This window comes from Streptomyces xanthophaeus, assembly GCF_000725805.1.
Lineage (GTDB): Bacteria > Actinomycetota > Actinomycetes > Streptomycetales > Streptomycetaceae > Streptomyces > Streptomyces xanthophaeus.
In genome coordinates, this window is the sequence record NZ_JOFT01000014.1 from 96488 (window position 1) to 119787 (window position 23300).

Annotated in this window: 20 protein-coding genes; 14 read left to right on the top strand and 6 right to left on the bottom strand. The window is 72.9% G+C overall.

Annotation, left to right across the window (positions count from 1 at the left end; genetic code table 11):
• Positions 1 to 52: 52 nt before the first annotated feature.
• Both IO30_RS0109300 and IO30_RS0109305 read left to right on the top strand, forming a co-directional pair.
• Complete coding sequence (locus IO30_RS0109300) at positions 53 to 712, top strand: response regulator (RefSeq protein ID WP_031141171.1); 660 nt, start codon at positions 53 to 55, stop codon at positions 710 to 712.
• A 131-nt stretch (positions 713 to 843) separates the two neighbouring features.
• Positions 844 to 1260, top strand: a complete 417-nt coding sequence (locus tag IO30_RS0109305; RefSeq protein WP_031141173.1) for a pyridoxamine 5'-phosphate oxidase family protein — start codon at positions 844 to 846, stop codon at positions 1258 to 1260.
• A gap of 9 nt (positions 1261 to 1269) precedes the next feature.
• On the opposite strand, the gene IO30_RS0109310 is transcribed toward IO30_RS0109305, so the two are convergent.
• Entirely contained in the window at positions 1270 to 2835 is a 1566-nt protein-coding gene (locus IO30_RS0109310; protein WP_051859359.1) for a protein kinase domain-containing protein, read from the bottom strand.
• 206 nt (positions 2836 to 3041) lie between these two features.
• On the opposite strand from IO30_RS0109310, the gene IO30_RS0109315 reads away from it, so the two are divergent.
• From IO30_RS0109315 to IO30_RS0109360, 10 genes are all read left to right on the top strand, one after another.
• Positions 3042 to 4679: a protein kinase domain-containing protein gene (locus tag IO30_RS0109315; protein WP_031141177.1), complete on the top strand. Its 1638-nt coding sequence runs from the start codon at positions 3042 to 3044 to the stop codon at positions 4677 to 4679.
• Between the two features lie 162 nt (positions 4680 to 4841).
• Positions 4842 to 5471 (top strand): hypothetical protein, encoded by a 630-nt coding sequence (locus tag IO30_RS0109320; protein ID WP_031141180.1) that lies wholly within the window; start codon positions 4842 to 4844, stop codon positions 5469 to 5471.
• 97 nt (positions 5472 to 5568) lie between these two features.
• Complete coding sequence (locus IO30_RS0109325) at positions 5569 to 6237, top strand: PadR family transcriptional regulator (protein WP_037893557.1); 669 nt, start codon at positions 5569 to 5571, stop codon at positions 6235 to 6237.
• A 23-nt stretch (positions 6238 to 6260) separates the two neighbouring features.
• Positions 6261 to 7007, top strand: a complete 747-nt coding sequence (locus IO30_RS0109330; RefSeq protein WP_031141184.1) for an ABC transporter ATP-binding protein — start codon at positions 6261 to 6263, stop codon at positions 7005 to 7007.
• Positions 7004 to 9844, top strand: coding sequence for an ABC transporter permease (locus IO30_RS0109335; RefSeq protein WP_031141186.1), 2841 nt, complete (start codon positions 7004 to 7006; stop codon positions 9842 to 9844). Before IO30_RS0109330 ends, IO30_RS0109335 begins: the two co-directional genes overlap by 4 nt.
• Positions 9845 to 9949: 105 nt before the next feature.
• Positions 9950 to 10486 (top strand): bacterial proteasome activator family protein, encoded by a 537-nt coding sequence (locus IO30_RS0109340; RefSeq protein ID WP_031141188.1) that lies wholly within the window; start codon positions 9950 to 9952, stop codon positions 10484 to 10486.
• A gap of 138 nt (positions 10487 to 10624) precedes the next feature.
• Entirely contained in the window at positions 10625 to 11491 is an 867-nt protein-coding gene (locus tag IO30_RS0109345) for an NTP transferase domain-containing protein (RefSeq protein WP_031141190.1), read from the top strand.
• A complete protein-coding gene (locus tag IO30_RS0109350) occupies positions 11488 to 12783 on the top strand; it encodes a molybdopterin molybdotransferase MoeA (RefSeq protein ID WP_078904046.1) in 1296 nt (431 codons plus the stop codon). Before IO30_RS0109345 ends, IO30_RS0109350 begins: the two co-directional genes overlap by 4 nt.
• Positions 12771 to 13871: a potassium channel family protein gene (locus tag IO30_RS0109355; RefSeq protein WP_199921046.1), complete on the top strand. Its 1101-nt coding sequence runs from the start codon at positions 12771 to 12773 to the stop codon at positions 13869 to 13871. Before IO30_RS0109350 ends, IO30_RS0109355 begins: the two co-directional genes overlap by 13 nt.
• 45 nt (positions 13872 to 13916) lie before the next feature.
• Positions 13917 to 14894: an NAD(P)H-quinone oxidoreductase gene (locus IO30_RS0109360; RefSeq protein ID WP_031141197.1), complete on the top strand. Its 978-nt coding sequence runs from the start codon at positions 13917 to 13919 to the stop codon at positions 14892 to 14894.
• Positions 14895 to 14972: 78 nt separating this feature from the next.
• Here IO30_RS0109360 and IO30_RS0109365 read toward each other — a convergent pair whose 3' ends face one another.
• From IO30_RS0109365 to pdhA, 3 genes are read right to left on the bottom strand one after another with little or no spacing between them, the layout of a single operon-like run.
• Positions 14973 to 16316 (bottom strand): dihydrolipoamide acetyltransferase family protein, encoded by a 1344-nt coding sequence (locus tag IO30_RS0109365; protein WP_031141199.1) that lies wholly within the window; start codon positions 16314 to 16316, stop codon positions 14973 to 14975.
• On the bottom strand, positions 16316 to 17284 hold the full coding sequence (locus IO30_RS0109370; RefSeq protein ID WP_107065116.1) for an alpha-ketoacid dehydrogenase subunit beta: 969 nt from the start codon (positions 17282 to 17284) through the stop codon (positions 16316 to 16318). The genes IO30_RS0109365 and IO30_RS0109370 overlap by 1 nt, the downstream gene beginning before the upstream one ends.
• A 47-nt stretch (positions 17285 to 17331) precedes the next feature.
• The gene (gene pdhA, locus IO30_RS0109375; RefSeq protein ID WP_031141203.1) at positions 17332 to 18468 is read right to left on the bottom strand and encodes a pyruvate dehydrogenase (acetyl-transferring) E1 component subunit alpha; all 1137 of its coding nucleotides are present in this window, start codon (positions 18466 to 18468) and stop codon (positions 17332 to 17334) included.
• Between the two features lie 177 nt (positions 18469 to 18645).
• Here pdhA and IO30_RS0109380 point away from each other — a divergent pair, with 177 nt between their 5' ends.
• Positions 18646 to 19251 (top strand): Lrp/AsnC family transcriptional regulator, encoded by a 606-nt coding sequence (locus IO30_RS0109380; protein WP_234321724.1) that lies wholly within the window; start codon positions 18646 to 18648, stop codon positions 19249 to 19251.
• A 94-nt stretch (positions 19252 to 19345) separates the two neighbouring features.
• On the opposite strand, the gene IO30_RS0109385 is transcribed toward IO30_RS0109380, so the two are convergent.
• A complete protein-coding gene (locus IO30_RS0109385) occupies positions 19346 to 19933 on the bottom strand; it encodes a TetR/AcrR family transcriptional regulator (protein ID WP_031141207.1) in 588 nt (195 codons plus the stop codon).
• Entirely contained in the window at positions 19930 to 21450 is a 1521-nt protein-coding gene (locus tag IO30_RS0109390; RefSeq protein ID WP_031141209.1) for a 3-hydroxyacyl-CoA dehydrogenase, read from the bottom strand. Before IO30_RS0109390 ends, IO30_RS0109385 begins: the two co-directional genes overlap by 4 nt.
• A gap of 166 nt (positions 21451 to 21616) precedes the next feature.
• On the opposite strand from IO30_RS0109390, the gene paaN reads away from it, so the two are divergent.
• The gene (gene paaN / locus IO30_RS0109395) at positions 21617 to 23299 is read left to right on the top strand and encodes a phenylacetic acid degradation protein PaaN (RefSeq protein ID WP_031141211.1); all 1683 of its coding nucleotides are present in this window, start codon (positions 21617 to 21619) and stop codon (positions 23297 to 23299) included.
• Position 23300: the final 1 nt, after the last annotated feature.

Here is a 23300-nt window from a genome sequence, read left to right on the forward strand (position 1 = left end):
GTTATCCCGGGTAACTCCGGCAGGGAAGAGGTGAGTGTGTGAAACTGACTTCGTGCGCGAAGACGGAAAAATCAAGGTATTCCTCCTGGACGACCACGAAGTGGTACGTCGGGGCGTCCACGAGCTCTTGTCGGTCGAAGAGGACATCGAGATCGTCGGCGAGGCCGGTACGGCCGCCGACGCCCTGGTCCGCATCCCGGCCACCCGCCCCGACGTGGCGGTCCTCGACGTCCGCCTGCCGGACGGCAGCGGCGTGGAGGTCTGCCGCGAGGTGCGCTCCCAGAACGAGGACATCAAGTGCCTGATGCTGACCTCGTTCGCCGACGACGAGGCGCTGTTCGACGCGATCATGGCGGGCGCCTCCGGCTACGTCCTCAAGGCGATCCGCGGGAACGAGCTGCTCAGCGCCGTACGTGACGTGGCGGCCGGCAAGTCGCTGCTGGACCCCGTGGCCACCGCCCGGGTGCTGGAGCGGCTGCGGGACGGCAAGAACGGCAAGGGCGACGACCGGCTGTCCAACCTCACCGACCAGGAACGCAAGATCCTCGACCTGATCGGCGAGGGCCTGACGAACCGCGTCATCGGCGAGCGGCTGCACCTGGCGGAGAAGACGATCAAGAACTACGTCTCCAGCCTGCTGTCCAAGCTGGGCATGGAGCGCCGCTCCCAGGCCGCCGCCTACGTGGCCCGCATCCAGGCGGAGAAGCGCTAGCGGCAGCGGAGCGGCCCGTGCCCCGTGCGGGCCGGACCGGTGGCGGGCCGTTTCATTCGGGACCAACGTCCCCGATCATCGGGGCGGGCTCCTCTTTCCCGGCGCCGTGTCGGTACCGGACAGTGGGTGACATGTCCCCAGAGGAACTCCACGCCATCGAACTGCTCCGCCGGGTGCCGTACGGCCGGGTGGCCACGAGCATGCGCGCGCTGCCCTTCCTCGCCCTCGCCCGCCACATCGTGGTGGACGGCAAGGTCGTGCTGAGAATGCACTCCGGATTCGGCTACCACCAGGCCTGCAACGGCAGCGTGGTGGCCTATGGGGCCGACAACTTCAATTCCGGCGAGCCGCAGCTGTGGTCGGTCCAGTTCACCGGAACCGCCGGGATCGTCGAACCGACCACCGCCGAACTGGAGCTCTTCGGTCCGGGCCCGCATTTCGTGGGCGGAGAGGTCTTCGATCCCGTGTACATGCGGATCGAACCCCAGTTCGTCACCGTGCACTCCCTCGCCGGGAATCCGGAGCGGCAGTACCAGCACGCGCTCTGAGCAGCCTTTTCACCCATAAGAACGCACATACGGCGACGGCGGCGGCGTCGTCTTCGTCCCGGTCGGCGTCGAGGACGCCGTCGGCGTCGGCGACGTGGACAGGGTGGCCGACGGCGTGGCCGACGGCGTGGGGCTCGCCGTCCGGGTACGGGTGTTCGCCGTGGCCGGGGTGTCGTCGGACGGCTGGGGGCTGTTGTCCTGCGTCCGGGGAGGCGGCGTGGTCTCTGGGGTGCCCTCGGTGCTCGGCTGCGTGCTGGGGGCGCTCTGGCTGGTCTTGGGGGTGTCGGAGGGACCCTTGTCCTTGTCACCGCCCCAATTGCTGATCGCGTAGGCCGCACCGGCCGCGATCGCGACGACCGCCAGTACCGCGAACAGCCACATCTTCCAGCGGCTGCCGCCTCCGCGGTCGTCGTAGCCGTCGTAGCCGCCGTGGCCGTTGCCGCCCGGGCTTCCGTGACCGCCGCCGCCCGGGAAGGCCGAGCCGTCGTCCGGGTTCAGCGGCGGCACCATCGGCTGCTGGAACTGCGAGGTCGTGGCGTGCGCGGGGTACTGCTGCTGCCCGCCGGAGCCGCCCGCGGGCATGGCCGTGGTCGCGGCCGGACCGCGTCCGTGCGGCAGCGCCATGGTGACCGGGCCGGTGTTCCAGGTGCCCGTGTTCGGACCCTGGTCGTGCAGCATCTGGAGCGCGTACTGGACCAGCCCGCGCATCTCCTCGGCGCTCTGGAACCGGTCGTCCGGGTCCTTGGCGAGGGAGCGCATGACGAGGCCGTCGAGCTCCTTCGGGATGTGCTGGCCCTCAGGCAGCTGCGAGGGCGGGACCGGCGCGTCCTGGACGTGCTGGTAGACCACCGACAGCGGGGTCTCACCGGTGAACGGGGGCCGCAGCGCGAGCAGTTCGTACAGCAGGCAGCCGGTCGCGTACAGGTCCGAGCGGTGGTCCACGGCCTTGCCGAGGGCCTGTTCGGGCGACAGGTACTGGGGGGTTCCCATGACCATGCCGGTCTGAGTCATCGTCGACTGAACGCCGTGCAGGGCGCGGGCGATGCCGAAGTCCATCACCTTGACCGCGCCGGCCTCGGTGATGATGACGTTCGCGGGCTTGATGTCACGGTGCACGATGCCGTGCTGGTGCGAGTAGGCGAGTGCTTCCAGCACGCCGGAGACGATGATCAAGGCCTGCTCGGGGCCTGGAGCCTCGGCGCTGAGCAGCAGTTCGCGGATGGTGCGGCCCTCGACCAGCTCCATCACGATGTACGGAACGGTGTTGGGGCCGACCCGGTCCTCGCCCGAGTCGTACACGGCGACGACGGCGTGGTGGTTCAGCCCGGCGACGGACTGTGCCTCGCGCGTGAAGCGGGCCTTGGAGACCGGATCCTCGGCGAGGTCGGCGCGCAGCAGCTTCACGGCGACAGTGCGGCCCAGGCGTACGTCCTCGGCCGCGAACACCTCGGCCATGCCGCCGCGGCCCAGTCGGTGGGTCAGCCGGTAACGGCCGTCGCCCACCAGGCCGCCCGCTCCCCAGTGCGAGGGGTCCTCGGCCATCCCGGCGCCGCCTGCCTCGGGTTCGGGTGCCATCAGTCCTCGCCGTCGTCTCTCTCGGCCGCCGCTCAGCGGTAGACCTCTTCGTGGTGCTCCGACGAACGCTACAGCCTCGGAACCGCTCGCCGTTCGGAGCTGACGCCCGGTGGACCCGTGGTCACGGAACGGGCACCTGGCTTGACGTGTGCTTGCCCTCCGGCAGACTGGCCCCGACATACGCATGGCGAGGGGAAGCAAGAGTCATGAGCCAGGACGGCACTCAGGGCCGGTACGCAGGCGGTTCCCTGGCCCGCGGCCGTTACCAGCTACGGGATTTGCTCGGTGAGGGCGGCATGGCCGCCGTGTACCTCGCGTACGACACCGCGCTCGACCGGCAGGTGGCGATCAAAACCCTGCACACCGAGCTCGGCCGCGAGCAGTCGTTCCGCGAGCGGTTCCGCCGCGAGGCCCAGGCTGTAGCCAAACTGTCGCACACCAACATCGTCTCGGTCTTCGACACCGGCGAGGACGAGTTCGACGGCTCGGTCATGCCGTACATCGTGATGGAGTACGTGGAGGGCCAGCCGCTCGGCTCCGTGCTCCAGGCCGACATCGCGCAGTACGGGGCCATGCCGGCGGACAAGGCGCTGAAGGTGACGGCCGACGTGCTGGCCGCCCTCGACACCAGCCATGAGATGGGCCTCGTCCACCGCGACATCAAGCCCGGCAACGTCATGATGACCAAGCGCGGCGTGGTCAAGGTGATGGACTTCGGCATCGCCCGCGCCATGCAGTCCGGGGTCACCTCGATGACCCAGACCGGCATGGTCGTCGGCACCCCCCAGTACCTCTCGCCCGAGCAGGCCCTGGGGCGCGGCGTCGATGCCCGCTCCGACCTGTACTCGGTCGGCATCATGCTCTTCCAGCTGCTGACGGGCCGGATCCCCTTCGACGCCGACTCCCCGCTGGCCATCGCCTACGCGCACGTCCAGGAGGAGCCGGTCGCGCCGTCCTCCGTCAACCGCTCGGTGACCCCCGCGATGGACGCGCTGGTGGCGCGGGCCCTGCGGAAGAACCCGAACGAGCGCTTCCCCACCGCCGCGGCCATGCGCGACGAGGTCGCGCGGATCATGTCGGCCGGGCAGACCGGGGCGCCGGTCATCGTCCAGGGCATCGGGCCGGTGAGCAGCGGCGCGGGGGTGTCCTCGGCCGTGTTCCCGCCGGTGGACTCGGGCTTCCAGTCGCCGCCGCCGCAGTCCGTACAGCAGCCGTACCAGCCCCCGCACACCCCGGCGCCGTCCCCGTACGCACCGGCCCCGACGCCGCCGCCGCAGAACCACGGCCAGGGCGGCGGCTACGCCTACCCGCCGCAGCAGCAGTACGGGGCGCAGACCCCGCCGCCGTACACGATCTCCCCGGTCGCGCACGGCTCGTCCGCCTCGGGCGCGGGCGCGCGGCGCAACACCCCTGTGGTCGTGGGCGCGATCGCGGTGGCGCTGCTGGCCATCGGCGGGCTGGTCGCCGCGATCTCGCTGAGCGGCAAGGACAAGGACGAGCCGTCGACCCCGTCGGCCTCCGGCACGCCCTCGTCCTCCGCACCGCCCCAGGCCGGCCACAAGGGCCCGGACACCTCGCGCACGATCGACCCGGCCAAGTGCAAGGAACCGACGAAGCACTACAACGACGCGACCAAGTACCAGGCCCCCGACCTGCGGTACAAGAACCTGCTCTCCGTGAAGGCCTGCATCCAGGCCTCCGGCGGCAAGTACAAGATCGTGGAGAAGGACGAGGCCGTGTACGGCCAGGACACGGTCCTGGAGCAGCAGCCCGCGCCCAACGACAAGATCGAGAAGGAGGGCACGGAGTACACGCTGACCGTGTCCACCGGCAACCCGGGCTGAGCCCCCTCCGCTGCGGCGGGAGCCCCCGACTGGGCCAGACCGGCATCCCGGGCACTCTCATGGAGTGCCCGGGATGCCGCGTTTACACCCTTATGTAAATCTGAGCACGTACCGCCGTCTCCCTCGCGAACACCCGGCTGCTCGGAACGGGAAGGGCTCCCCGTGATCCAAGGCTTCCGCCCGCAGCGCTGGCTGGCCTGTGCCGTACTGGCCGCCGCGGCGCTCACGCCCGCCGTGTCCGCCGCAGCCTCCGTGTCCGCGACGTCCGCCTTCCCGGCCGCCCGGCCCGCCGCACGCTCCGCCCCCGCCTGGCCCGCCGCCCACGAGCAGGAGGACGAGGGCGGGGACGAGGGCGACGGGTACCCGGACCTGGCCGGCAGCGCCGCCGGAGCCGGACGGGACCGGCCCGGGCGGCCCGTGGCCGCAGCAGCGAACCCGGAGGCCCTGGCGGCCGCCCGCCGCCCGCAGCGGCCACGGCCGCGGACCGAGCCCGTCACCCCGCCCCGCTTCCCGGGGCACACCCCCCCGCCCGCCGCCTCCGGCGCACCGACGCCCGCACCCACGGGCACGGGGACGGGCAGGACGGCGGACCCGGACCCCGATGCGAGCACGGGCACGGACACCGGCACCGGTACGGGCACCAGCACGCCGCACACGGTGAACGCCCTCGGCACCCGGCCGAACGAACGGGCCGCCGACCTTGCCGCGCACATCCTGCCCCTCGGCACCGGCTTCGCCCTGATGGGAGTCGGGCTCGGCTACCTCGGCATGCGACTGCGCAAGGGCATCTGACCTCCCCCTCCAGCCGGACCCAAAAAGGCGCCTCCCCCGCACGACGTACGTCTCGGGGCGGTTGCCAGCCAGGGCATACTCGGTATACATACTGAGTATGTCGATCCGCCACGGCCTTCTCGCCCTGCTGGAACGGGGTCCTCGGTACGGCTCCCAGCTGCGCACCGAATTCGAATCCCGCACCGGCTCCACCTGGCCCCTCAACGTCGGGCAGGTGTACACCACCCTCGCCCGCCTGGAGCGCGACGGGCTCGTCGCCCCCGGCGGCGAGGACCCCGCCGGCCACACCCTCTACGCCATCACCGACCAGGGCCGCGGCGAACTGCGCGAGTGGTACGAGCGCCCGGTCGACCGCACCAGCCCGCCTCGTGACGAGCTGTCCATCAAGCTCGCCATGGCCGTCGGCGCCCCCGGCGTGGACATCCGCGCCGTCATCCAGTCCCAGCGCCACGCCACGATCAAGGCGATGCAGGACTACACCCGGCTCAAGGCCCAGGCCCTCGCCGCGATCGAGGACGAGCAGACCCGCGAACGCGACGACGTGGCCTGGCTGCTGGTCCTGGAACAGCTCATCTTCCAGACCGAGGCCGAGGCCCGCTGGCTCGACCACTGCGAGGCCCGTCTCGTACGGCTCTCCATGCCGGCCGACCGGAGCGCCGCCGAACCCGGACCTCCCCGGGCCGCCGCCGCCGACGCCGTGACCACGGCCCCGGCCCCGGCCCCGACCACCACCGGACCCCGTACCGCCCGCACGCGGCGGGGCTGAACCACCTTTCAGGGGGAACCCTCATGCCCGACCAGCGCCATGCTCAGCAACCCGTGCTCCAGCTCGACCAGCTCGTACGCACCCACGGCAGCGGTGCCACCGAGGTGAACGCCCTGCGCGGCATCAACCTCTCCGTCTTCCCCGGCGAACTCGTCGCCGTCATGGGCCCCTCCGGCTCCGGGAAGTCCACGCTCCTCACCCTCGCCGGCGGGCTCGACACCCCCACCAGCGGCCGGGTCGTCGTCGAGGGCACCGACATCACCACGGCCGGCCGCAAGGCACTGGCCGCGCTGCGCCGCCGCAGCATCGGGTACGTCTTCCAGGACTACAACCTGATACCCGCGCTCACCGCGGCCGAGAACGTGGCCCTGCCGCTGGAACTCGACGGCACCTCCGCCCGCAAGGCCCGCGCGGCCGCGCTCGCCGCGCTCACGGAGATGAACCTGGGGCAGCTCGCCGACCGCTTCCCCGACGAGATGTCCGGCGGCCAGCAGCAGCGCGTGGCCATCGCCCGCGCCCTCGTCGGCGACCGCCGCCTGGTCCTCGCCGACGAGCCCACCGGCGCCCTGGACTCGGAGACCGGCGAATCCGTCCTCGCCCTGCTGCGCTCCCGCTGCGACGCCGGCGCGGCCGGGGTCCTCGTCACGCACGAACCGCGGTTCGCCGCCTGGGCCGACCGCGTGGTCTTCCTGCGCGACGGCAGCGTGGTCGACGAGACCCTGCGCAGCCAGGCCGACTCCCTGCTCTCGGGGCAGGCGGCCGGTCAGTGATCTCCTGGTACCACTCCTGGATCGCGGCCATCCGCATCGCCCGCCGCGATGCCTGGCGCGCCAAGGGCCGCAGCATCCTCGTCCTCGCCATGATCGCCCTGCCGATCGTCGGGGTGAGCGCCGCCGACCTCACCATGCGCAGCGCCGAGCTCTCCGTCGGAGAGGACATGGAGCGCCGCCTCGGCGCCGCCGACGCCGAACTCAGCCTGTCCCAGCTGAACAGCCCGATCTACCAGAGCCCCGACGGCAGCAACTGGGCTCCGGTCGGCGGCTACGAGAACTACGAGAGGCCCGCCAAGGAGGAGACCGCGCCGGGCCTCTCCCAGGCAGTGCCGGCGGGCGTGCAGACGCTGAAGGACAGCACCGGCCAGGCCAAGGTGCGCACCAAGCACGGGCTGCTCCAGGCCTCCCTGCGCGAGATCGACACGCACAGCCCGCTGGTGAAGGGCCGGTTCACGCTCCAGCGGGGCCGGCTGCCCGAGGCGGCGGGGGAGGTCATCGCCACCGAGGCCTTCCTGAAGGACTCCGGCTTCTACGTCGGATCCCAGGTCACCCCGCGGGGCGCGGACACCTCGTACCTGATCGTGGGCGCCTACGAGCTGCCGAACGCGTTGAAGGAAGTACAGGTCATCGCCCCGCCCGGGACCCTGCTCGCGCCGCTCGACAAGGCCCTGCGCGCCGCCGACGCACCCGGTGTGGGGGCCGAGGACAAGTACCTCGTGCAGGTCGGCGGCGATGGTTTCACGTGGAACATGGTCAAGGAGGCCAACGCCAAGGGCGTCCTGGTCATCTCCCGGGCGGTCGCCCTGAACAAGCCCGCCGACTCCGAGGTGCCGCTGTTCGCACAGGAGAAGGGGCAGTTCGGCCCGCAGGCGGGCCAGGCCGTCGAGATGGCGATCCTCGCCACCGTGGTCGGTCTCGCCATGCTGGAGATCTGCCTGCTCGCCGGACCCGCCTTCGCGGTCGGTGCCCGTCGTTCGCGCCGCCAGCTCGGACTCGTCGGCGCCAACGGCGGTGACCGGCGGCACATCCGGGCCATCGTGCTCTCCGGGGGCCTGGTCATCGGCGCCGCGGCCGCCGTGGTCGGCACCGTCATCGGCATCGCGCTCACGCTCGCCGTGCGGCCGCTGCTGGAGGAGTTCCTCGGGCTGCGCTGGGGCGGGTTCGAGATCCGGCCGCTGGAACTGGCGGCCATCGCCCTGCTCGCCGTCGTGACCGGGCTGCTGGCCGCCATCGCCCCCGCCGTCACCGCTTCGCGGCAGACCGTACTGGCCTCGCTCACCGGCCGCCGCGGTGTACGCCGCGCCAACCGGGTGCTGCCCCTCATCGGCCTGTCCGCCGTCGCCGCCGGCGTCGCCCTCGCCCTGTACGGGACCGTGTCCGAGACGGCCAGCCTGGTCGTCGCGGGCGGCAGCGCCATCGCCGAACTCGGCGTCGTCGCCCTCACTCCGGCCCTGGTCGGCCTGTTCGGGCGGATCGGGCGCTGGATGCCGCTGTCGCCGCGGCTCGCGCTGCGCGACGCCGTGCGCAACCGGGGGCGTACGGCACCCGCCGTGGCCGCCGTCCTCGCCGCCGTCGCGGGCACCGTGGCCGTCGCGACGTACCAGAACAGCAAGGAGGTCCAGGCCCGGCACGAGTACGTCGCCGCCCTGCCGAGCCTGCACGGGATGGTGTCGGTCGACGACAACAGCGCCTACAAGGAGGTGCCTGCCGTACGCGAGGCCCTGTCGAAGGAGTTCTCGCCGTCGGTGCGCGCCGACGTGGACCGGCTCGTGGTCGGCAAGGCGGGCTGCGAGCCGTACTCCTCCGATGCGGGCTGCGGGCGCGCCGAGCTCATCACGCCCAAGGAGCAGCGCTGCCCGCTCCACGATTCGCCGGGCGGAACCTCCGACTTCACGCCCGAGGAGGCCAAGAAGCTGCGCAACGACTGGCGGTGCGAGAACAGCCGGCGCTTCTCGGAGAACGCCGTGGTCGTCTCCGACGAGAAGCTGCTGACCGCGCTGGCCGTCACCGACCCGGGCGCCGTCTCCTCGCTGAAGGCGGGCAAGGCCGTCTCCTTCGTCCGGCAGAACGTGAAGGACGACAAGGTCACCATCCGGATCATCACGGACGTCGACGCGGCCGACTCCGCACGGAACAAGGGTGAGGAGGCACCCGGCGAGGACAAGGTGCTGCCCGTCCACCAGGTGCCCGAGGGCGTCGAGGGCTGGGGCGTCGAACTGATCCTGCCGCCCACGGCCGCCAAGTCCGCCGGGCTGACGACGGCCGGGATCGGTTCGTACTTCGTGCTCGACGGGTCTGCGTCGAGCAAGCAGCGCCAGCAACTGGACGGCGCCCTCGACCGGATGGGCGTGGACGCGGCCATCCGGATCGAGGAGGGCTACCAGGGCGACAACAGCATCGAGATGCTGGCCCTGACCCTCTTCGCGGGGCTGGTCACCATCGGTGCGGCGGGCATCGCCACCGGCCTCGCCCAGGCCGACGCCGAGGCCGACCTGAAGACGCTGGCCGCGGTCGGCGCGCCGCCGCGGGTCCGGCGCACGCTGAGCGGTTTCCAGTGCGGGGTGATCGCCCTGATGGGCGTGGTCCTGGGCTCGGCGGCGGGCATCCTGCCCGCGGTCGGACTCCGGCTCGCCGAGGTCCGCGAGACGAAGCGGTTCCTCGAACGCGGCATCCAGATGGGGTACGAGTCCGCGGACACCGTGGTCTACGTGCCGATCGCGGTGCCGTGGGCGACCCTCGCCGGACTGCTGGTCGCCGTGCCCCTGGGTGCGGCGCTGCTGGCCGCCCTGGTCACCCGGTCCAGCGGGGCGCTGGCGCGGCGGGCGGCCGGTTAGCCGGCCTCGTCCGGACGGGCCCATGCTGGTGCCCCCGTACAGGGTGGATCACGCCTGTGCGGGGGCACACCGTGTGAGTACGAAGGTGTGCGAGACAATGGCGGCATGGAGATGCCGAGGAGTGAACGGTCGCAGGACAGCCCCCCGAACGTCCTGATCGTGGGACAGGACGGGACGGCGGTCGGCGGCGCCGATGACGAGTCGCGCGAGGTCCCGGTGACGGAGATGGTCGAACAGCCTGCCAAGGTCATGCGGATCGGCAGCATGATCAAGCAACTCCTGGAAGAGGTACGTGCCGCGCCTCTCGACGAGGCGAGCCGGGTCCGGCTCAAGGACATCCACGCCGCGTCGGTGAAGGAGCTGGAGGACGGCCTCGCCCCCGAGCTCGTGGAGGAACTGGAGCGCCTGTCCCTCCCGTTCACCGAGGAGGCCATCCCCTCCGAGGCGGAACTGCGCATCGCCCAGGCGCAGTTGGTGGGCTGGCTGGAAGGCCTCTTCCACGGCATCCAGACGGCCCTGTTCGCGCAGCAGATGGCGGCGCGGGCCCAGTTGGAACAGATGCGCCGCGCGCTCCCGCCCGGCGCTTCCCACGAGGACGAGGACGGCGGGCACGGGGCGATCCGCTCGGGCCCCTACCTCTAGCCTCCGGCGGACGGCGATGCCCGCGGGCCCGGTCTCCGGGCCCGCACTCCGTGCAGCGGGCCCGCACTCCGCCTGCGGGCGGGGCCCGGGACGGACGCGGCTCCCCGCAACGGTCATGACCCCGCCATACTCTGGGGCATGAGCTACGACGCCATCGTGCTGGCGGGCGGCGCCGCGCGCCGCCTCGACGGGGCGGACAAACCCGCCCTGCGGGTCGGCGGCCGGGCCCTTCTCGACCGGGTCCTCGACGCCTGCGCGGACGCCCGCACGACCGTCGTGGTCGGCGGCCGGCGGCCCACCGCCCGCCCGGTGCAGTGGGCCCGCGAGGACCCGCCCGGCACGGGCCCCCTCGCCGCGCTGGACGCCGGGCTGCGCCGGACCACGGCCGAGCTGGTCCTGGTCCTCTCCGCGGACCTGCCCTTCCTGGACCGGGACACCGTACGGGCCCTGCTGGACGGAGCCGAAGACGGCGACGGCGCCCTGTTGCGGGACCCCGGCGGGCGGGACCAGCCCCTGGTCGCCGCCTACCGGGCCGAGCCGCTGCGCCGGGAGATCGCCCTCCTCGCCACCGAGCACGGCAGCCTCGGCGGACTCCCCCTGCGGGCCCTCACCGCCGAGCTCGCCCTGTCCCGGGTGGCCGGCACTGCGCCACTCGCCTCGTTCGACTGCGACACCTGGGACGACCTTGCCACCGCCCGCGCCCGGATCAGGGAGCATGGAACCGTGCTGGACCAATGGATCACCGCCGTCAAGGCCGAGCTGGACATCGACCTCCCCGTCGACACCAAGACCCTGCTCGACCTCGCCCGTGACGCCGCCCACGGCGTCGCCCGGCCCGCCGCCCCCCTGACCACCTTCCTGGTCGGCTACGCGGCGGCCCGGGCCGAAGCCGCCGGCGCCGACCCCGCCGAAGCCGTCGCCGAGGCCTCCCGCAAGGCCGCCGACCTGGCGCTGCGCTGGGCCGCCGAGGCGGAGGCCGACGCCCGACAGAACGGCTCCGGATGACCCCCACCGACGCCGACCACGCCCTGGACCAGGCCCTGGCCCTGGTCAGCCGGGCCCCCGCGGGCGGCGGCGGCCCGGGCGGCCACCGCGCCGCGCCCTGGCCACGGGCCCGCGAGAGCGCCGCACAGGCCGGGGCCGGGGTGAAGGCCCGTAGCCACCGGGTCCCGCTCGCGGACGCCCTCGGAGAGGTCCTGGACGCCCCCCTGGAGGCGCTCACCGACCTGCCCTCCTTCGACACCTCCGCCATGGACGGCTGGGCGGTCGCCGGCCCGGGCCCCTGGAGCGTCCGCGGCGGCGAGGGAGTCCTCGCCGGCTACGGCGCCCCCGACCCGCTCGCGGACGGCGAGGCCGTACGGATCGCCACCGGCGCCCGGATCCCCGCCGACACCACCGCCGTGATCCGCAGCGAGCACTGCCACGAGGGCGGGGCCCAGCTCTTCGCCGACCGGCCCGTCCAGACCGGTCAGGACATCCGCCCGCGCGGCCAGGAATGCCGCTCCGGCGATTCCCTGCTGCCCGCCGGCTCCCTGGTCACCCCCGCCGTCCTCGGCCTCGCCGCGGCCGCCGGGTACGACGAACTGAGCACCCGGCCCCGCCCCCGCGTGGAGATCGTCGTGCTCGGCGACGAACTGCTCACCGAGGGCCGCCCGCACGACGGGCTGATCCGGGACGCCCTGAGCCCCATGCTCGGCCCCTGGCTCGCCCGGATCGGCGCCGAAGTCATCGCCACCCGCCGGCTCGGCGACGACCCGGCGGGAGCCGAGGCCCTGCTGGAGGCCGTCACCGGCTCCGCCGCGGACGTGGTCATCACCACCGGCGGCACCGCCTCCGGTCCCGTGGACCACGTCCACCCCGTACTGGCCAAGGCAGGCGCCGAGCTGCTGGTCGACGGGGTGGCGGTGCGTCCCGGACATCCGATGCTGCTGGCCCGCATCGGCGGCCGCGCGGACGGGAAGCACCTGGTCGGGCTGCCGGGGAACCCCCTGGCCGCCGTCTCCGGGCTGCTCACCCTCGCCGAACCGCTGCTGCGCGCCCTCGCCGGGCGCCGGCCCCGCCCGCGCTACACGGCGCCGGTCCAGGGCGACGTGCCCGGCCACCCGCACGACACCCGGCTGGTCCCGGTCGTACTGACCGACGAGCACGCGGTGCCGCTGCGCTACCACGGTCCCGCGATGCTGCGCGGGGTGGCGGCCGCCGATGCGCTGGCCGTCGTACCCCCGCGCGGGGCGCGGTCCGGTCAGGACCTGGAGATCCTCGATCTCCCATGGGCTTCGGGGGGATGTTTCACGTGAAACTTCACGGCCAGGACGCAATGGCCCGCGCCGCCGACGAGAAACTCGTCTCGCGGCGCATCAAACTGCCCAAACGGATCGTCGAGAGGCCGCTCGCGCAGGTCAGCAAACGCCTGCTGATGGCCCTGTTCGTGCTGTGGCTGACGGTCATGATCGTCTGGCTGGACCGCGGCGGCTACCACGACAACGCCAACGGCTCGGTCGATTTCCTCGACTGCGTCTACTACGCCACGGTGACCCTCTCGACGACGGGCTACGGCGACATCGTCCCGTACAGCGACAGCGCGCGGCTGATGAACATCCTGCTGATCACCCCGCTGCGCGTGCTGTTCCTGATCATCCTGGTCGGCACCACCCTGGAAGTCCTCACGGAACGGACGAGGGAAGAATGGCGGCTGAACCGCTGGAGGAAGAACTTGCGTGAGCACACGGTCGTCGTCGGCTTCGGTACCAAGGGCCGCTCGGCCCTGCAGACGCTGCTGGCGACCGGCCTGCAGAAGGAGCAGGTCGTCATCGTCGACCCCAGCGCCAAGGTCATCGACATGGCCAATGCGGAGGGGTTCACCGGGGTGGTCGGCGACGCCACCCGCTCCGACGTACTGCTGCGGGCCGAACTGCAGAAGGCCCGGCAGATCGTCATCGCCACGCAGCGGGACGACACCGCGGTGCTGGTCACCCTGACGGCGCGCCAGCTCAACCGCGGAGCGAAGATCGTCGCCGCGGTCCGCGAGGAGGAGAACGCCCCGCTGCTGCGCCAGTCGGGCGCGGACGCGGTCATCACGAGCGCGAGCGCGGCCGGACGCCTGCTGGGCCTGTCGGTCCTCAGCCCGAGCGCGGGCACCGTCATGGAGGACCTGATCCAGCAGGGCAGCGGTCTCGACCTCATCGAACGGCCCGTCACCCGGGCCGAGGCCGGCAAGTCGGTGCGGGAGACGGGCGACCTGGTGGTGAGCGTGCTGCGCGGGCACCGGCTCCTGCCGTACGACGACCCGCACGCCAGCCCGCTCCAGCTGACGGACCGTGTGATCACCATCGTGCGGGCGGCTCCGCCGCACTCGCCGCCGGTCACCCTGGGCCCCGCCGAATAGCAGGCGTGCTGTGTCCCCGAGGCCTCTTCGCGTAGCCTCCGGGCCATGAAGGCGATCACCATCGAGCAGCCAGGCGGCCCCGAGGCCCTCGTCTGGACCGACGCACCCGATCCGGTGGCGGGCGAGGGCGAGGTCCTCGTCGAGGTGGCGGCGAGCGCCGTGAACCGCGCCGACGTCCTCCAGCGGCAGGGGTTCTACGACCCGCCGCCCGGCGCCTCGCCCCACCCCGGCCTGGAGTGTTCGGGCCGGATCACCGCGATCGGCCCGGGCGTGGCCGGCTGGTCGGTGGGCGACGAGGTGTGCGCACTGCTGGCCGGAGGCGGGTACGCGCAGCGGGTGGCCGTCCCCTCGGGGCAGCTGCTCCCCGTCCCGGCGGGGCTGGACCTGGTCACGGCGGCCGCGCTGCCCGAGGTCGTCGCCACCGTGTGGTCGAACGTGTTCATGGTGGCCGGACTGCGGCCCGGTGAAACCCTGCTGGTGCACGGCGGATCCAGCGGTATCGGGACGATGGCGGTCCAGCTGGCGAAGGCCGTGGGCGCGACCGTCGCGGTGACGGCGGGCGGCCCGGAGAAGCTGGCCCGGTGCAAGGAGCTGGGCGCCGACATCCTGATCGACTACCGCGAGCAGGACTTCGTCGCGGAGCTGCGGGCGGCGACGGGCGGCGCCGGCGCGGACGTGATCCTGGACATCATGGGGGCGAAGTACCTCGCCCGGAACCTCGACGCCCTGGCCGTGAACGGCCGGCTCGCGGTCATCGGCCTGCAGGGCGGGGTCAAGGCCGAACTGAACCTCGGCGCCCTGCTGGCCAAGCGGGCCGCGATCACCGCGACCTCCCTGCGGGCGCGGCCGCTGGACGAGAAGGCGGCCATCATCGCGGCGGTGCGCGAACACGTGTGGCCGCTGGTGGAGACGGGCCGGGTGCGCCCGGTGGTGCACGCCACCTTCCCGATGGCGGAGGCCGCCGAGGCCCACCGGGTGCTGGAGTCCAGCGCCCACGTGGGCAAGCTGCTCCTCACGGCCTGAGCGGACGCGGGCGGGCCGGGGGCTGCCTCCGCTCTGCGCAGGACGCGCCCCGGCCCGCCCGGCGCCGGCGCCGTACGGCTACAGGCTGCGCAGCAGCACCGCGGGGGATTCGACGCAGTCGGCCACGTAGCGCAGGAAGCCGCCCGCCGTCCCGCCGTCGCACACCCGGTGGTCGAAGGTCAGCGACAGCTGGACGACCTTGCGGACCGCCAGCTCGCCCTCGTGCACCCACGGCTTGGGGACGATCCGCCCCACGCCGAGCATGGCCGCCTCCGGGTGGTTGATGATCGGCGTGGACCCGTCGACCCCGAACACCCCGTAGTTGTTCAGGGTGAACGTGCCGCCCGTCAGATCGGCGGGCGTCAGCTTCCCCGTCCGCGCCAGCTCGGTCAGGCGGGCGAACTCCGCCGACAGGGACTCGGGGCTGCGGTGCTGGGCGTCCCGGACCACCGGGACCATCAGGCCCCGCTCGGTCTGCGCGGCGAAGCCGAGGTGGACGGCCGGGAGCCGGACGATCTCGTTCGCCTCCAGGTCCACCGTGGAGTTGAGCTCCGGGTAGCGGGCGAGGGCGGCCGTGCAGATCCGCGCCAGCAGGGCGAGCACGGAGATCTTGGGTCCGTCCACGGCGTTCATGGCGGCCCGGGCCGCCATCAGCTCCGTGGCGTCCGCGTCGACCCAGCAGGTGGCGTCGGGGATCTCCCGGCGGCTGCGCGAGAGCTTGTCGGCGACCAGCCCGCGCAGACCCTTGAGCGGGATCCGCTCGCCCTGCGCGGCCGCCGTCGGCGCCGCCGCGGCGGCGACGGCCGGGGCCGGCTCGGGTGCGCGCAGCGCGGCCAGCGCCGCCTCGACGTCCGCCCGCAGGATCAGCCCGTCGGGGCCGGAACCGGTGAGCGCGCGCAGGTCGACCCCGCCGTCCTTGGCCAGCTTGCGCACCAGCGGCGAGATCACCGGCACCGGCCCGGAGGGAGCCGGTGCCGCCACGGGGACCGCCGGAGCCACCGGAGCCACCGGAGCGGCGACGGCGGGCGCCGACACCGCGGCGGTGACGGGTCGCACCCGTCGCCGACGCGCCGGGCGCGAGTGGTCCTCGCCGTAACCGATCAGGGGCCGGGGTACGTTGCCGGCGCCCTCGGCCTCGGCCGCCTGGGCGGCCGGAGCCTCGGCGGGAAGCGACGACGCCCCCACCGCCACGGTGATCAGCGGTGCTCCGACGGGCAGTTCCGTGCCCTCCTCCCCGAACCGGGCGGTGACGACACCGCCGTAGGGGCACGGCACCTCCACCATCGCCTTGGCCGTCTCGACCTCGACCACCGGCTGGTCGATGGCGACGACATCGCCCACCGCCACGAGCCAGCGGACGATCTCGGCCTCGGTCAGGCCCTCCCCGAGATCGGGAAGCTTGAATTCCATTACCTGCGGCATCAGTTCTCCCACTGCAGGCGCGCCACGGCGTCCAGGATCCGGTCCACACCCGGCAGGTGGTACTTCTCCAGCATCGGCGGCGGGTAGGGGATGTCGAAGCCCGTCACGCGCAGCACCGGCGCCTCCAGGTGGTGGAAGCAGCGCTCCGTGACGCGGGCGGCGATCTCCGCGCCCGGTCCGCCGAAGCCGCCCGCCTCGTGGACCACCACCGCGCGCCCGGTGCGGCGTACGGACTCCACGACCGTGTCCTCGTCGAAGGGGACCAGCGAGCGCAGGTCGACGACCTCCAGGTCCCAGCCCTCCTGGCGGGCCGCCTCGGCCGCCTCCAGGCACACCGGCAGCGAGGGCCCGTAGGTGATCAGCGTGGCGCTCGTGCCTGCCCGCCGGACCAGCGCCTTCCCGATGCCGGGCACGGTCGTCGGCGCCTCGGGACGCCAGTCGGCCTTCGACCAGTAGAGCCGCTTCGGCTCCAGGAAGACCACCGGGTCGTCGCTGGCGATCGAGGCGCGCAGCAGCCCGTACGCGTCCTCGACGGTCGCCGGGGTCACCACCGTCAGGCCGGGCGTGGCCACGTAGTACGCCTCGGAGGAGTCGCAGTGGTGCTCCACGCCGCCGATCCCGCCGCCGTACGGCACCCGGATCGTGATCGGCAGGGGCATCGCGCCGCGGGTGCGGTTGCGCATCTTCGCCACGTGCGAGATGAGCTGCTCGAACGCCGGGTACGCGAAGGCGTCGAACTGCATCTCCACGACCGGCCGCAGCCCGTACATGGCCATGCCGACCGCCGCACCCAGGATGCCCGCCTCCGCGAGGGGGGTGTCCGTGCAGCGCTCCTCGCCGAACTCCTTGGCGAGCCCGTCCGTGATCCGGAAGACCCCGCCGAGCGTCCCGACGTCCTCGCCCATGACGTGGACCGTCGGGTCCTCGGCCATCGCGTCGCGCATCGCCCGCGTCAGGGCCTGCGCCATCGTCGAGGGCTTGACCCCCGACTTCGCGGACTTCGCCGCCACCGTCGTCACGCCTGGTCCTCGGCTTCCAGCTCTGCACGGAGCATGGCCGCCTGCTCGCGCAGCCGGTCCGTCTGCTCCGCGTACACGTGCGCGAACAGGTCCATCGGGTCCACCACCGGGTCCGCGTTCATCCCCTCGCGGAGCGCCGCGGCCATCGTCTCGGCCTCGTCGCGCGCCGACTGGATCGCCGCCTCGTCGATGATGCCGCGGGCGGTCAGCTCACGCTCCAGCAGATCGATCGGGTCGTGCGCCTTCCAGGCCTCGACCTCGGCGTCACCGCGGTAGCGGGTCGCGTCGTCGGCGTTCGTGTGGGCCTCCATCCGGTAGGTGACGGCCTCGATCAGGGTCGGGCCGCCACCGGACCGGGCGCGCCGGACCGCCTCGGACAGCACCTCGTGCATCGCGGCGACGTCGTTCCCGTCGACCAGCCGGCCGGGCATTCCGTAGCCGACGGCCTTGTGGGCCAGCGTCGGGGCGGCGGTCTGCTTGGCGAGCGGGACGGATATCGCGAAGCCGTTGTTCTGCACCAGGAAGACCACCGGGGCCTGCCAGACGGCGGCGAAGTTCAGCGCCTCGTGGAAATCGCCCTCGCTGGTGCCGCCGTCGCCGACCATGGCGAGCGCGACGACGTCGTCACCGCGCAGCCGGGCCGCGTGCGCCAGGCCCACCGCGTGCGGCAGCTGGGTGGCGAGCGGGGTCGAGAGCGGGGCTATGCGGTGCTCGCGCGGGTCGTACCCGGTGTGCCAGTCGCCGCGCAGCAGGGTCAGCGCCTGGACGGGGTCCAGTCCGCGCGCCACGGCCGCCAGGGTGTCGCGGTAGCTCGGGAACAGCCAGTCCTGGTCCTCCAGGACCAGCGCGGCCGCGATCTCGCAGGCCTCCTGGCCCACGGTGGAGGGGTAGACGGCGAGCCTGCCCTGCTTGGTGAGCGCCGTGGCCTGCGCGTTGTAGCGACGGCCGCGGACCAGCTCGGCGTAGCAGCGGCGCATCAGCGCGGGGTCGAGCCGGTCGGCCGCCTCGGTGCCCAGTACCCGGTAGGGCTCGGGGTCCGGGAGCAGCGGGGCGGCATCCGTACGGGGCCTCCAGGCGGGCGGCGGGGTCGGACGGTGGGACGCACCGGCACCGGGCAGCTCTTGGACCGTCATGGCGGCGTACACCTCCTCGTGGGAAGCGGGCAGGGGTGCCCCGGGTGTGAGGCGCCTCACCAACCGATTGTTCGGTTGTCTGCGCAATTTGGCTACAGGCGACTCCAGGCTGTGGACAAACGGGCGTCGGGGGCCTGGGATGGATGCAGGACGTCCAGGAGAGGGAGGCATCGGGCAATGCCGGATGAACAAATGGCCGCACCGGGTTCCGGCCCGGTACCGCCGGGGAGCGGCGCCGCGGTCCCGTCGGCCCCGCCCGCGCCTTCCGGACCGGCGGTCCCGTCGGTCCCGGTGGTCCCGCCCCGCGCCCTGGACCCGATCGACCGTTCGATCGTACGACTGCTCCAGGCGGACGGCCGTGCGTCGATACGCTCGGTGGCGGAGCAGGTCCACGTGTCCCGGGCGAACGCCTACGCCCGCATCAACCGGCTCATCGACGACGGGGTGATCCGCGGGTTCACCGCCCGCGTCAACCACGAACGCGCAGGCCAGGGCGCCTCGGCGTACATCACCTTGAAGATCGTCCAGAATTCCTGGCGGACGGTGCGCGAACAGCTCCGCGAGCTGCCGGGCGCGGCCCACATCGCGCTGGTCAGCGGGGACTTCGACGTCCTCCTGCTGGTGCACACGCCGGACAACCGCACCCTGCGCGAGCTGGTGCTGACCCGCCTCCAGTCCATCCCGGAGGTCCTGTCCACGCGCACCCTGCTGGTGTTCGAGGAGACGGACCTCCTGGACCCGGGCCCGGCGGGCGGCCCGTCCTCCTCCCTCACGGAGGAGTAGGCCGAACGGGGGACGGGGACGCCACCGGGGGATCCCGGCGTCGTCCCCGTCGTCCCCGTCGTACCGGATGTGCCCGGCGGCGCTCCGGCGCGTCCTAGCGGGCCGTGCGCAGGCCGTCCAGGGCCATGCTGACGACCGCGTCGGCGAGCTGGTCGGAGGTGGTGACCGGGTGCGGGCGGTACCACTCGACCAGCGAGTTGACCATGCCGAAGAGCAGCCGGGTCGCGAGGCGGATGTCCACGTCGGCCCGCAGGTCCCCGTCGGCCGCGGCGGCCTTGAGGAGGTCCGCGACCTGGTGGTCGAACTCGCGGCGGCGTTCCAGCGCCCACCGCTCGGTGCGGGTGTTGCCCCGTACGCGCAGCAGCAGGGTCACGTACGGCAGCTCGCCGACGAGGACCTCCACCGTGCGCCGGGTGACGTACTCGACGCGCTCGACCGCCCGGCCGCGCACCGCACCGGGCTCCTCCAGCACCGCGAAGAGCCCGTCGAGGGCGCGGCTGACGGCCCGGCGCAGGAGCTCCTCCTTGCCGGTGACGTGGTGGTAGATCGAGGACTTGGAGATCCCCGCGGCCTTGGAGAGGTGCTCCATGGAGGTGCCGTCGTAGCCGCGCTCGTTGAAGACCTGGACCGCGACCGACAGCAGCGATTCCGGCGTGTAGGTGTCCCGCCTGACCGTGGTCATCCCGTCTCCTCCGCCCCGTCCTCGTCGCCCGCCGCGTAGCCGAGCCGGAACAGCGCCAGCGAGGGCGCGTACCGGCCGCCGGGACAGCGCTCGTCGAGGTTGTGGAGCAGGTCGTACGCCCAGTCCGGGCCGAGGCGCTCGTGCCACTGGGACGGGCCGAGCGGGTAGTTGACGCCGAGCCGCATCGCGGTGTCGATGTCCTGCGCGCCGGCCGCGCCGCGGGCGACGGCGTCGGCGGTGAGGTCGATCAGCATGGCCACGGTCCGGGCGACGATCATGCCGGGGACGTCGCCGATGACGGAGACCTTCTTGCCGAGCTTCTGGAACAGGCCGACGGCCTCGGCGAGGGTGCGCTCGCTGACGTCCTCGCTGGCGGAGAGCGCGATCCGGGTGGCGCCGCGGTAGTCGAGGGCCAGGTCGAAGTAGACGACGTCGGTGAACTCGACCGAGGTCTTGCCGTCCGCGAGGACCAGCTGGCCCTCGCCGGGCAGCTGGATGTACGGGCCCCCGTGCTCGGTGGCCGTGACGGCGATCCCGGCCTCCTCCAGCAGGTCGGCGAGCTCGGCGGCGGGGCCGAGGTCGCCCACGACGGTGACCTTGGCCGGGGCCTCCTGCGGGGCGGCGGTGTGCGGTTCGGGCAGTACGGCGCCCGGGCCGTACGGGAACCAGCCGTGCCCCGACTTGCGGCCCAGGCGGCCCGACTGGACCAGCCGGCGCTGGGCGAGGGAGGGCGTGAACTTCGGGCTCCGGAAGAAGGACTCCCACACGGAGCGGGTCACCGCTTCGTTGACGTCCTGCCCGATCAGGTCGGTCAGGGCGAAGGGGCCCATCTTGAAGCCGCCGCACTCGCGCAGGACGGCGTCGATGGTGGCGGGGTCGGCGCCCTGCTCCTCGTAGACCGAGAAGGCCTCGGCGTAGAAGGGGCGGGCGATCCGGTTGACGATGAAGCCCGGGGTGTCGGCGCAGCGGACCGGGGTCTTCCCCCAGCCGAGGACGGTGCGGTACGCGCGCTCGGCGGCGGCCGGGTCGGTCGCGAAACCGCTGACCACCTCGACGAGCGGGAGCAGCGGGGCCGGGTTGAAGAAGTGCAGGCCGAGGAAGCGGCCCGGGCGGGCGAGGCCCCCGGCGAGCTCGGTGACGGAGAGGGAGGAGGTGTTGGTGGCCAGCAGGGCGTCCGGGGCGACCACCTCCTCCAGCGCGGCGAAGAGGGCCTGCTTGACGGTGACGTTCTCGACGACCGCCTCGATGACGAGCGCGGCGTCGGCGAGGTCCGCGAGGGTGCCGGCTGCAGCGATCCGGCCGATCGCGTCCTCGGCCTCGGCGCGGTCCAGGCGGCCCTTCGCGGCCATCCGCTCCAGGCGGTCCTGCACGAAGCCGGCCCCGTCGGCGGCGAGGGTGGCGTCGATGTCGTAGATCAGCACCCGGTGACCTGCGAGAAGGGCGACCTGGGCGATGCCCTGTCCCATGGTGCCGGCGCCGACGACCGCCACAGTGCGGGACCGCTCGATTGCTGTCATGACCCGATCCTCCCGCACCGACTTATCCACAGGTCTGCCGGGCCCTCTTGTCCCGACCGATCGTTCGGTTACTCTAACTCCAGTCTGCTCTTTCTCGCCCTGCCTTGCCTGAACCGCCTGCCGATCCCGCGCGATCCCGCCCGGCTCAACGAGGAGTTGGTCCCTGATGTCCGCCGAGCTCACCGTCCCCCAGCTGTCCGCCAAGCACCGGCCCACCCTGGACCAGGCGCTGTCGGCGATCCGCAGCCGCGCCTACTGGTCCCCGCATCCCGAGCACCCCAAGGCGTACGGCGAGAGCGCCCCGGCCGACGGGCTGGCCGCCTTCGAGGCCCTGCGCGGGACCCGGCTGGAGCTCGGGCAGCCCGGTACGGACGGCTGGACCGGCGGCGAGGTGTCCCCGTACGGCCCCGAGCTGGGCGTCGAGTACCCGCACGCCGACCCGGAGGTGCTGCTGCCCGCCATGAAGGCCGGCATCGCCGCCTGGCGCGACGCGGGTCCCGAGACCCGGGCGCTGGTCTCCATCGAGATCCTGTCCCGCATCTCCGCCCGCACCCACGAGTTCGCGCACGCGGTCATGCACACCAGCGGCCAGGCCTTCATGATGGCGTTCCAGGCGGGCGGCCCGCACGCGCAGGACCGCGGCCTGGAGGCGGTGGCCTACGCCTACGAGGAGCAGACCCGGGTCCCGGGCCAGGCCGACTGGTCCAAGCCGCAGGGCAAGAAGGACCCGCTGGAGCTCGGCAAGACCTTCACGGCCGTGCCGCGCGGCATCGCCCTGGTCATCGGCTGCAACACCTTCCCGACCTGGAACGGCTACCCCGGCCTGTTCGCCTCCCTCGCCACGGGCAACGCGGTGCTGGTCAAGCCGCACCCGCGGGCCGTGCTCCCGCTCGCGCTGACCGTGCAGGTCGCCCGGGAGGTCCTCGCCGAGGCCGGCTTCGACCCGAACCTGGTGGCGCTCGCGGTCGAGCGTCCCGGCGAGGGCATCGCCAAGACCCTGGCCCTGCGGCCCGAGATCAAGCTGATCGACTACACCGGGTCCACGGAGTTCGGCGACTGGCTCGAGGCCAACGCCCGTCAGGCGCAGGTCTACACGGAGAAGGCCGGCGTCAACACCGTCGTCCTGGACTCCACCGACAACTACAAGGGGATGCTGGCCAACCTGGCCTTCTCGCTCTCCCTCTACAGCGGGCAGATGTGCACCACCCCGCAGAACCTGCTGATCCCCCGCGAGGGCATCGCCACGGACGCCGGCCACAAGAGCTACGACGAGGTCGTCGCCGATCTCGCGGCCTCGGTCGGCGGTCTGCTCGGTGACGACGCCCGGGCCAACGCCCTGCTGGGCGCCCTGGTCAATCCGGACGTCCGGACCCGGCTGGAGGCGGCGGCCGCGCTGGGCGAGGTCGCGCTGGCCTCCCGCGAGGTCACGAACCCCGAGTTCCCGGACGCCGTGGTCCGTACGCCGGTGATGGTGAAGCTGGACGCCGCCAAGGGCGACCCGGAAGCGCCGTACCTCTCGGAGTGCTTCGGTCCGGTCTCTTTCGCGGTGGCCGTGGACTCCACCGCCGATGCGCTGGAGCTGCTGCGGCGCACGGTGCGGGAGAAGGGCGCCATGACCGTGGGCGCGTACACGACCTCCGCGGACACCGAGCGGGCCGTCGAGGAGGTCTGCCTGGAGGAGTCCGCGCAGCTCTCCCTGAACCTGACCGGCGGGGTGTACGTCAACCAGACCTCCGCCTTCTCCGACTTCCACGGTTCGGGCGGGAACCCGGCGGCGAACGCCGCGCTGTGCGACGGCGCGTTCGTCGCGAACCGCTTCCGCGTGGTGGAGGTCCGGCGCCAGGCCTGAG

Bases quoted from the DNA above. Each gene is read 5' to 3' on its own strand.
- pdhA (WP_031141203.1), bottom strand. From the start codon at position 18,468: ATGACGGTCCAAGAGCTGCCCGGTGCCGGTGCGTCCCACCGTCCGACC.
- IO30_RS0109390 (WP_031141209.1), bottom strand. From the start codon at position 21,450: ATGACAGCAATCGAGCGGTCCCGCACTGTGGCGGTCGTCGGCGCCGGC.
- IO30_RS0109365 (WP_031141199.1), bottom strand. From the start codon at position 16,316: ATGCCGCAGGTAATGGAATTCAAGCTTCCCGATCTCGGGGAGGGCCTG.
- IO30_RS0109305 (WP_031141173.1), top strand. From the start codon at position 844: ATGTCCCCAGAGGAACTCCACGCCATCGAACTGCTCCGCCGGGTGCCG.
- IO30_RS0109360 (WP_031141197.1), top strand. From the start codon at position 13,917: ATGAAGGCGATCACCATCGAGCAGCCAGGCGGCCCCGAGGCCCTCGTC.
- IO30_RS0109385 (WP_031141207.1), bottom strand. From the start codon at position 19,933: ATGACCACGGTCAGGCGGGACACCTACACGCCGGAATCGCTGCTGTCG.
- IO30_RS0109315 (WP_031141177.1), top strand. From the start codon at position 3,042: ATGAGCCAGGACGGCACTCAGGGCCGGTACGCAGGCGGTTCCCTGGCC.
- IO30_RS0109345 (WP_031141190.1), top strand. From the start codon at position 10,625: ATGAGCTACGACGCCATCGTGCTGGCGGGCGGCGCCGCGCGCCGCCTC.
- IO30_RS0109330 (WP_031141184.1), top strand. From the start codon at position 6,261: ATGCCCGACCAGCGCCATGCTCAGCAACCCGTGCTCCAGCTCGACCAG.
- IO30_RS0109340 (WP_031141188.1), top strand. From the start codon at position 9,950: ATGGAGATGCCGAGGAGTGAACGGTCGCAGGACAGCCCCCCGAACGTC.
- IO30_RS0109310 (WP_051859359.1), bottom strand. From the start codon at position 2,835: ATGGCACCCGAACCCGAGGCAGGCGGCGCCGGGATGGCCGAGGACCCC.
- IO30_RS0109380 (WP_234321724.1), top strand. From the start codon at position 18,646: ATGCCGGATGAACAAATGGCCGCACCGGGTTCCGGCCCGGTACCGCCG.
- IO30_RS0109350 (WP_078904046.1), top strand. From the start codon at position 11,488: ATGACCCCCACCGACGCCGACCACGCCCTGGACCAGGCCCTGGCCCTG.
- IO30_RS0109370 (WP_107065116.1), bottom strand. From the start codon at position 17,284: ATGGCGCAGGCCCTGACGCGGGCGATGCGCGACGCGATGGCCGAGGAC.
- IO30_RS0109325 (WP_037893557.1), top strand. From the start codon at position 5,569: ATGTCGATCCGCCACGGCCTTCTCGCCCTGCTGGAACGGGGTCCTCGG.
- IO30_RS0109355 (WP_199921046.1), top strand. From the start codon at position 12,771: ATGTTTCACGTGAAACTTCACGGCCAGGACGCAATGGCCCGCGCCGCC.
- paaN (WP_031141211.1), top strand. From the start codon at position 21,617: ATGTCCGCCGAGCTCACCGTCCCCCAGCTGTCCGCCAAGCACCGGCCC.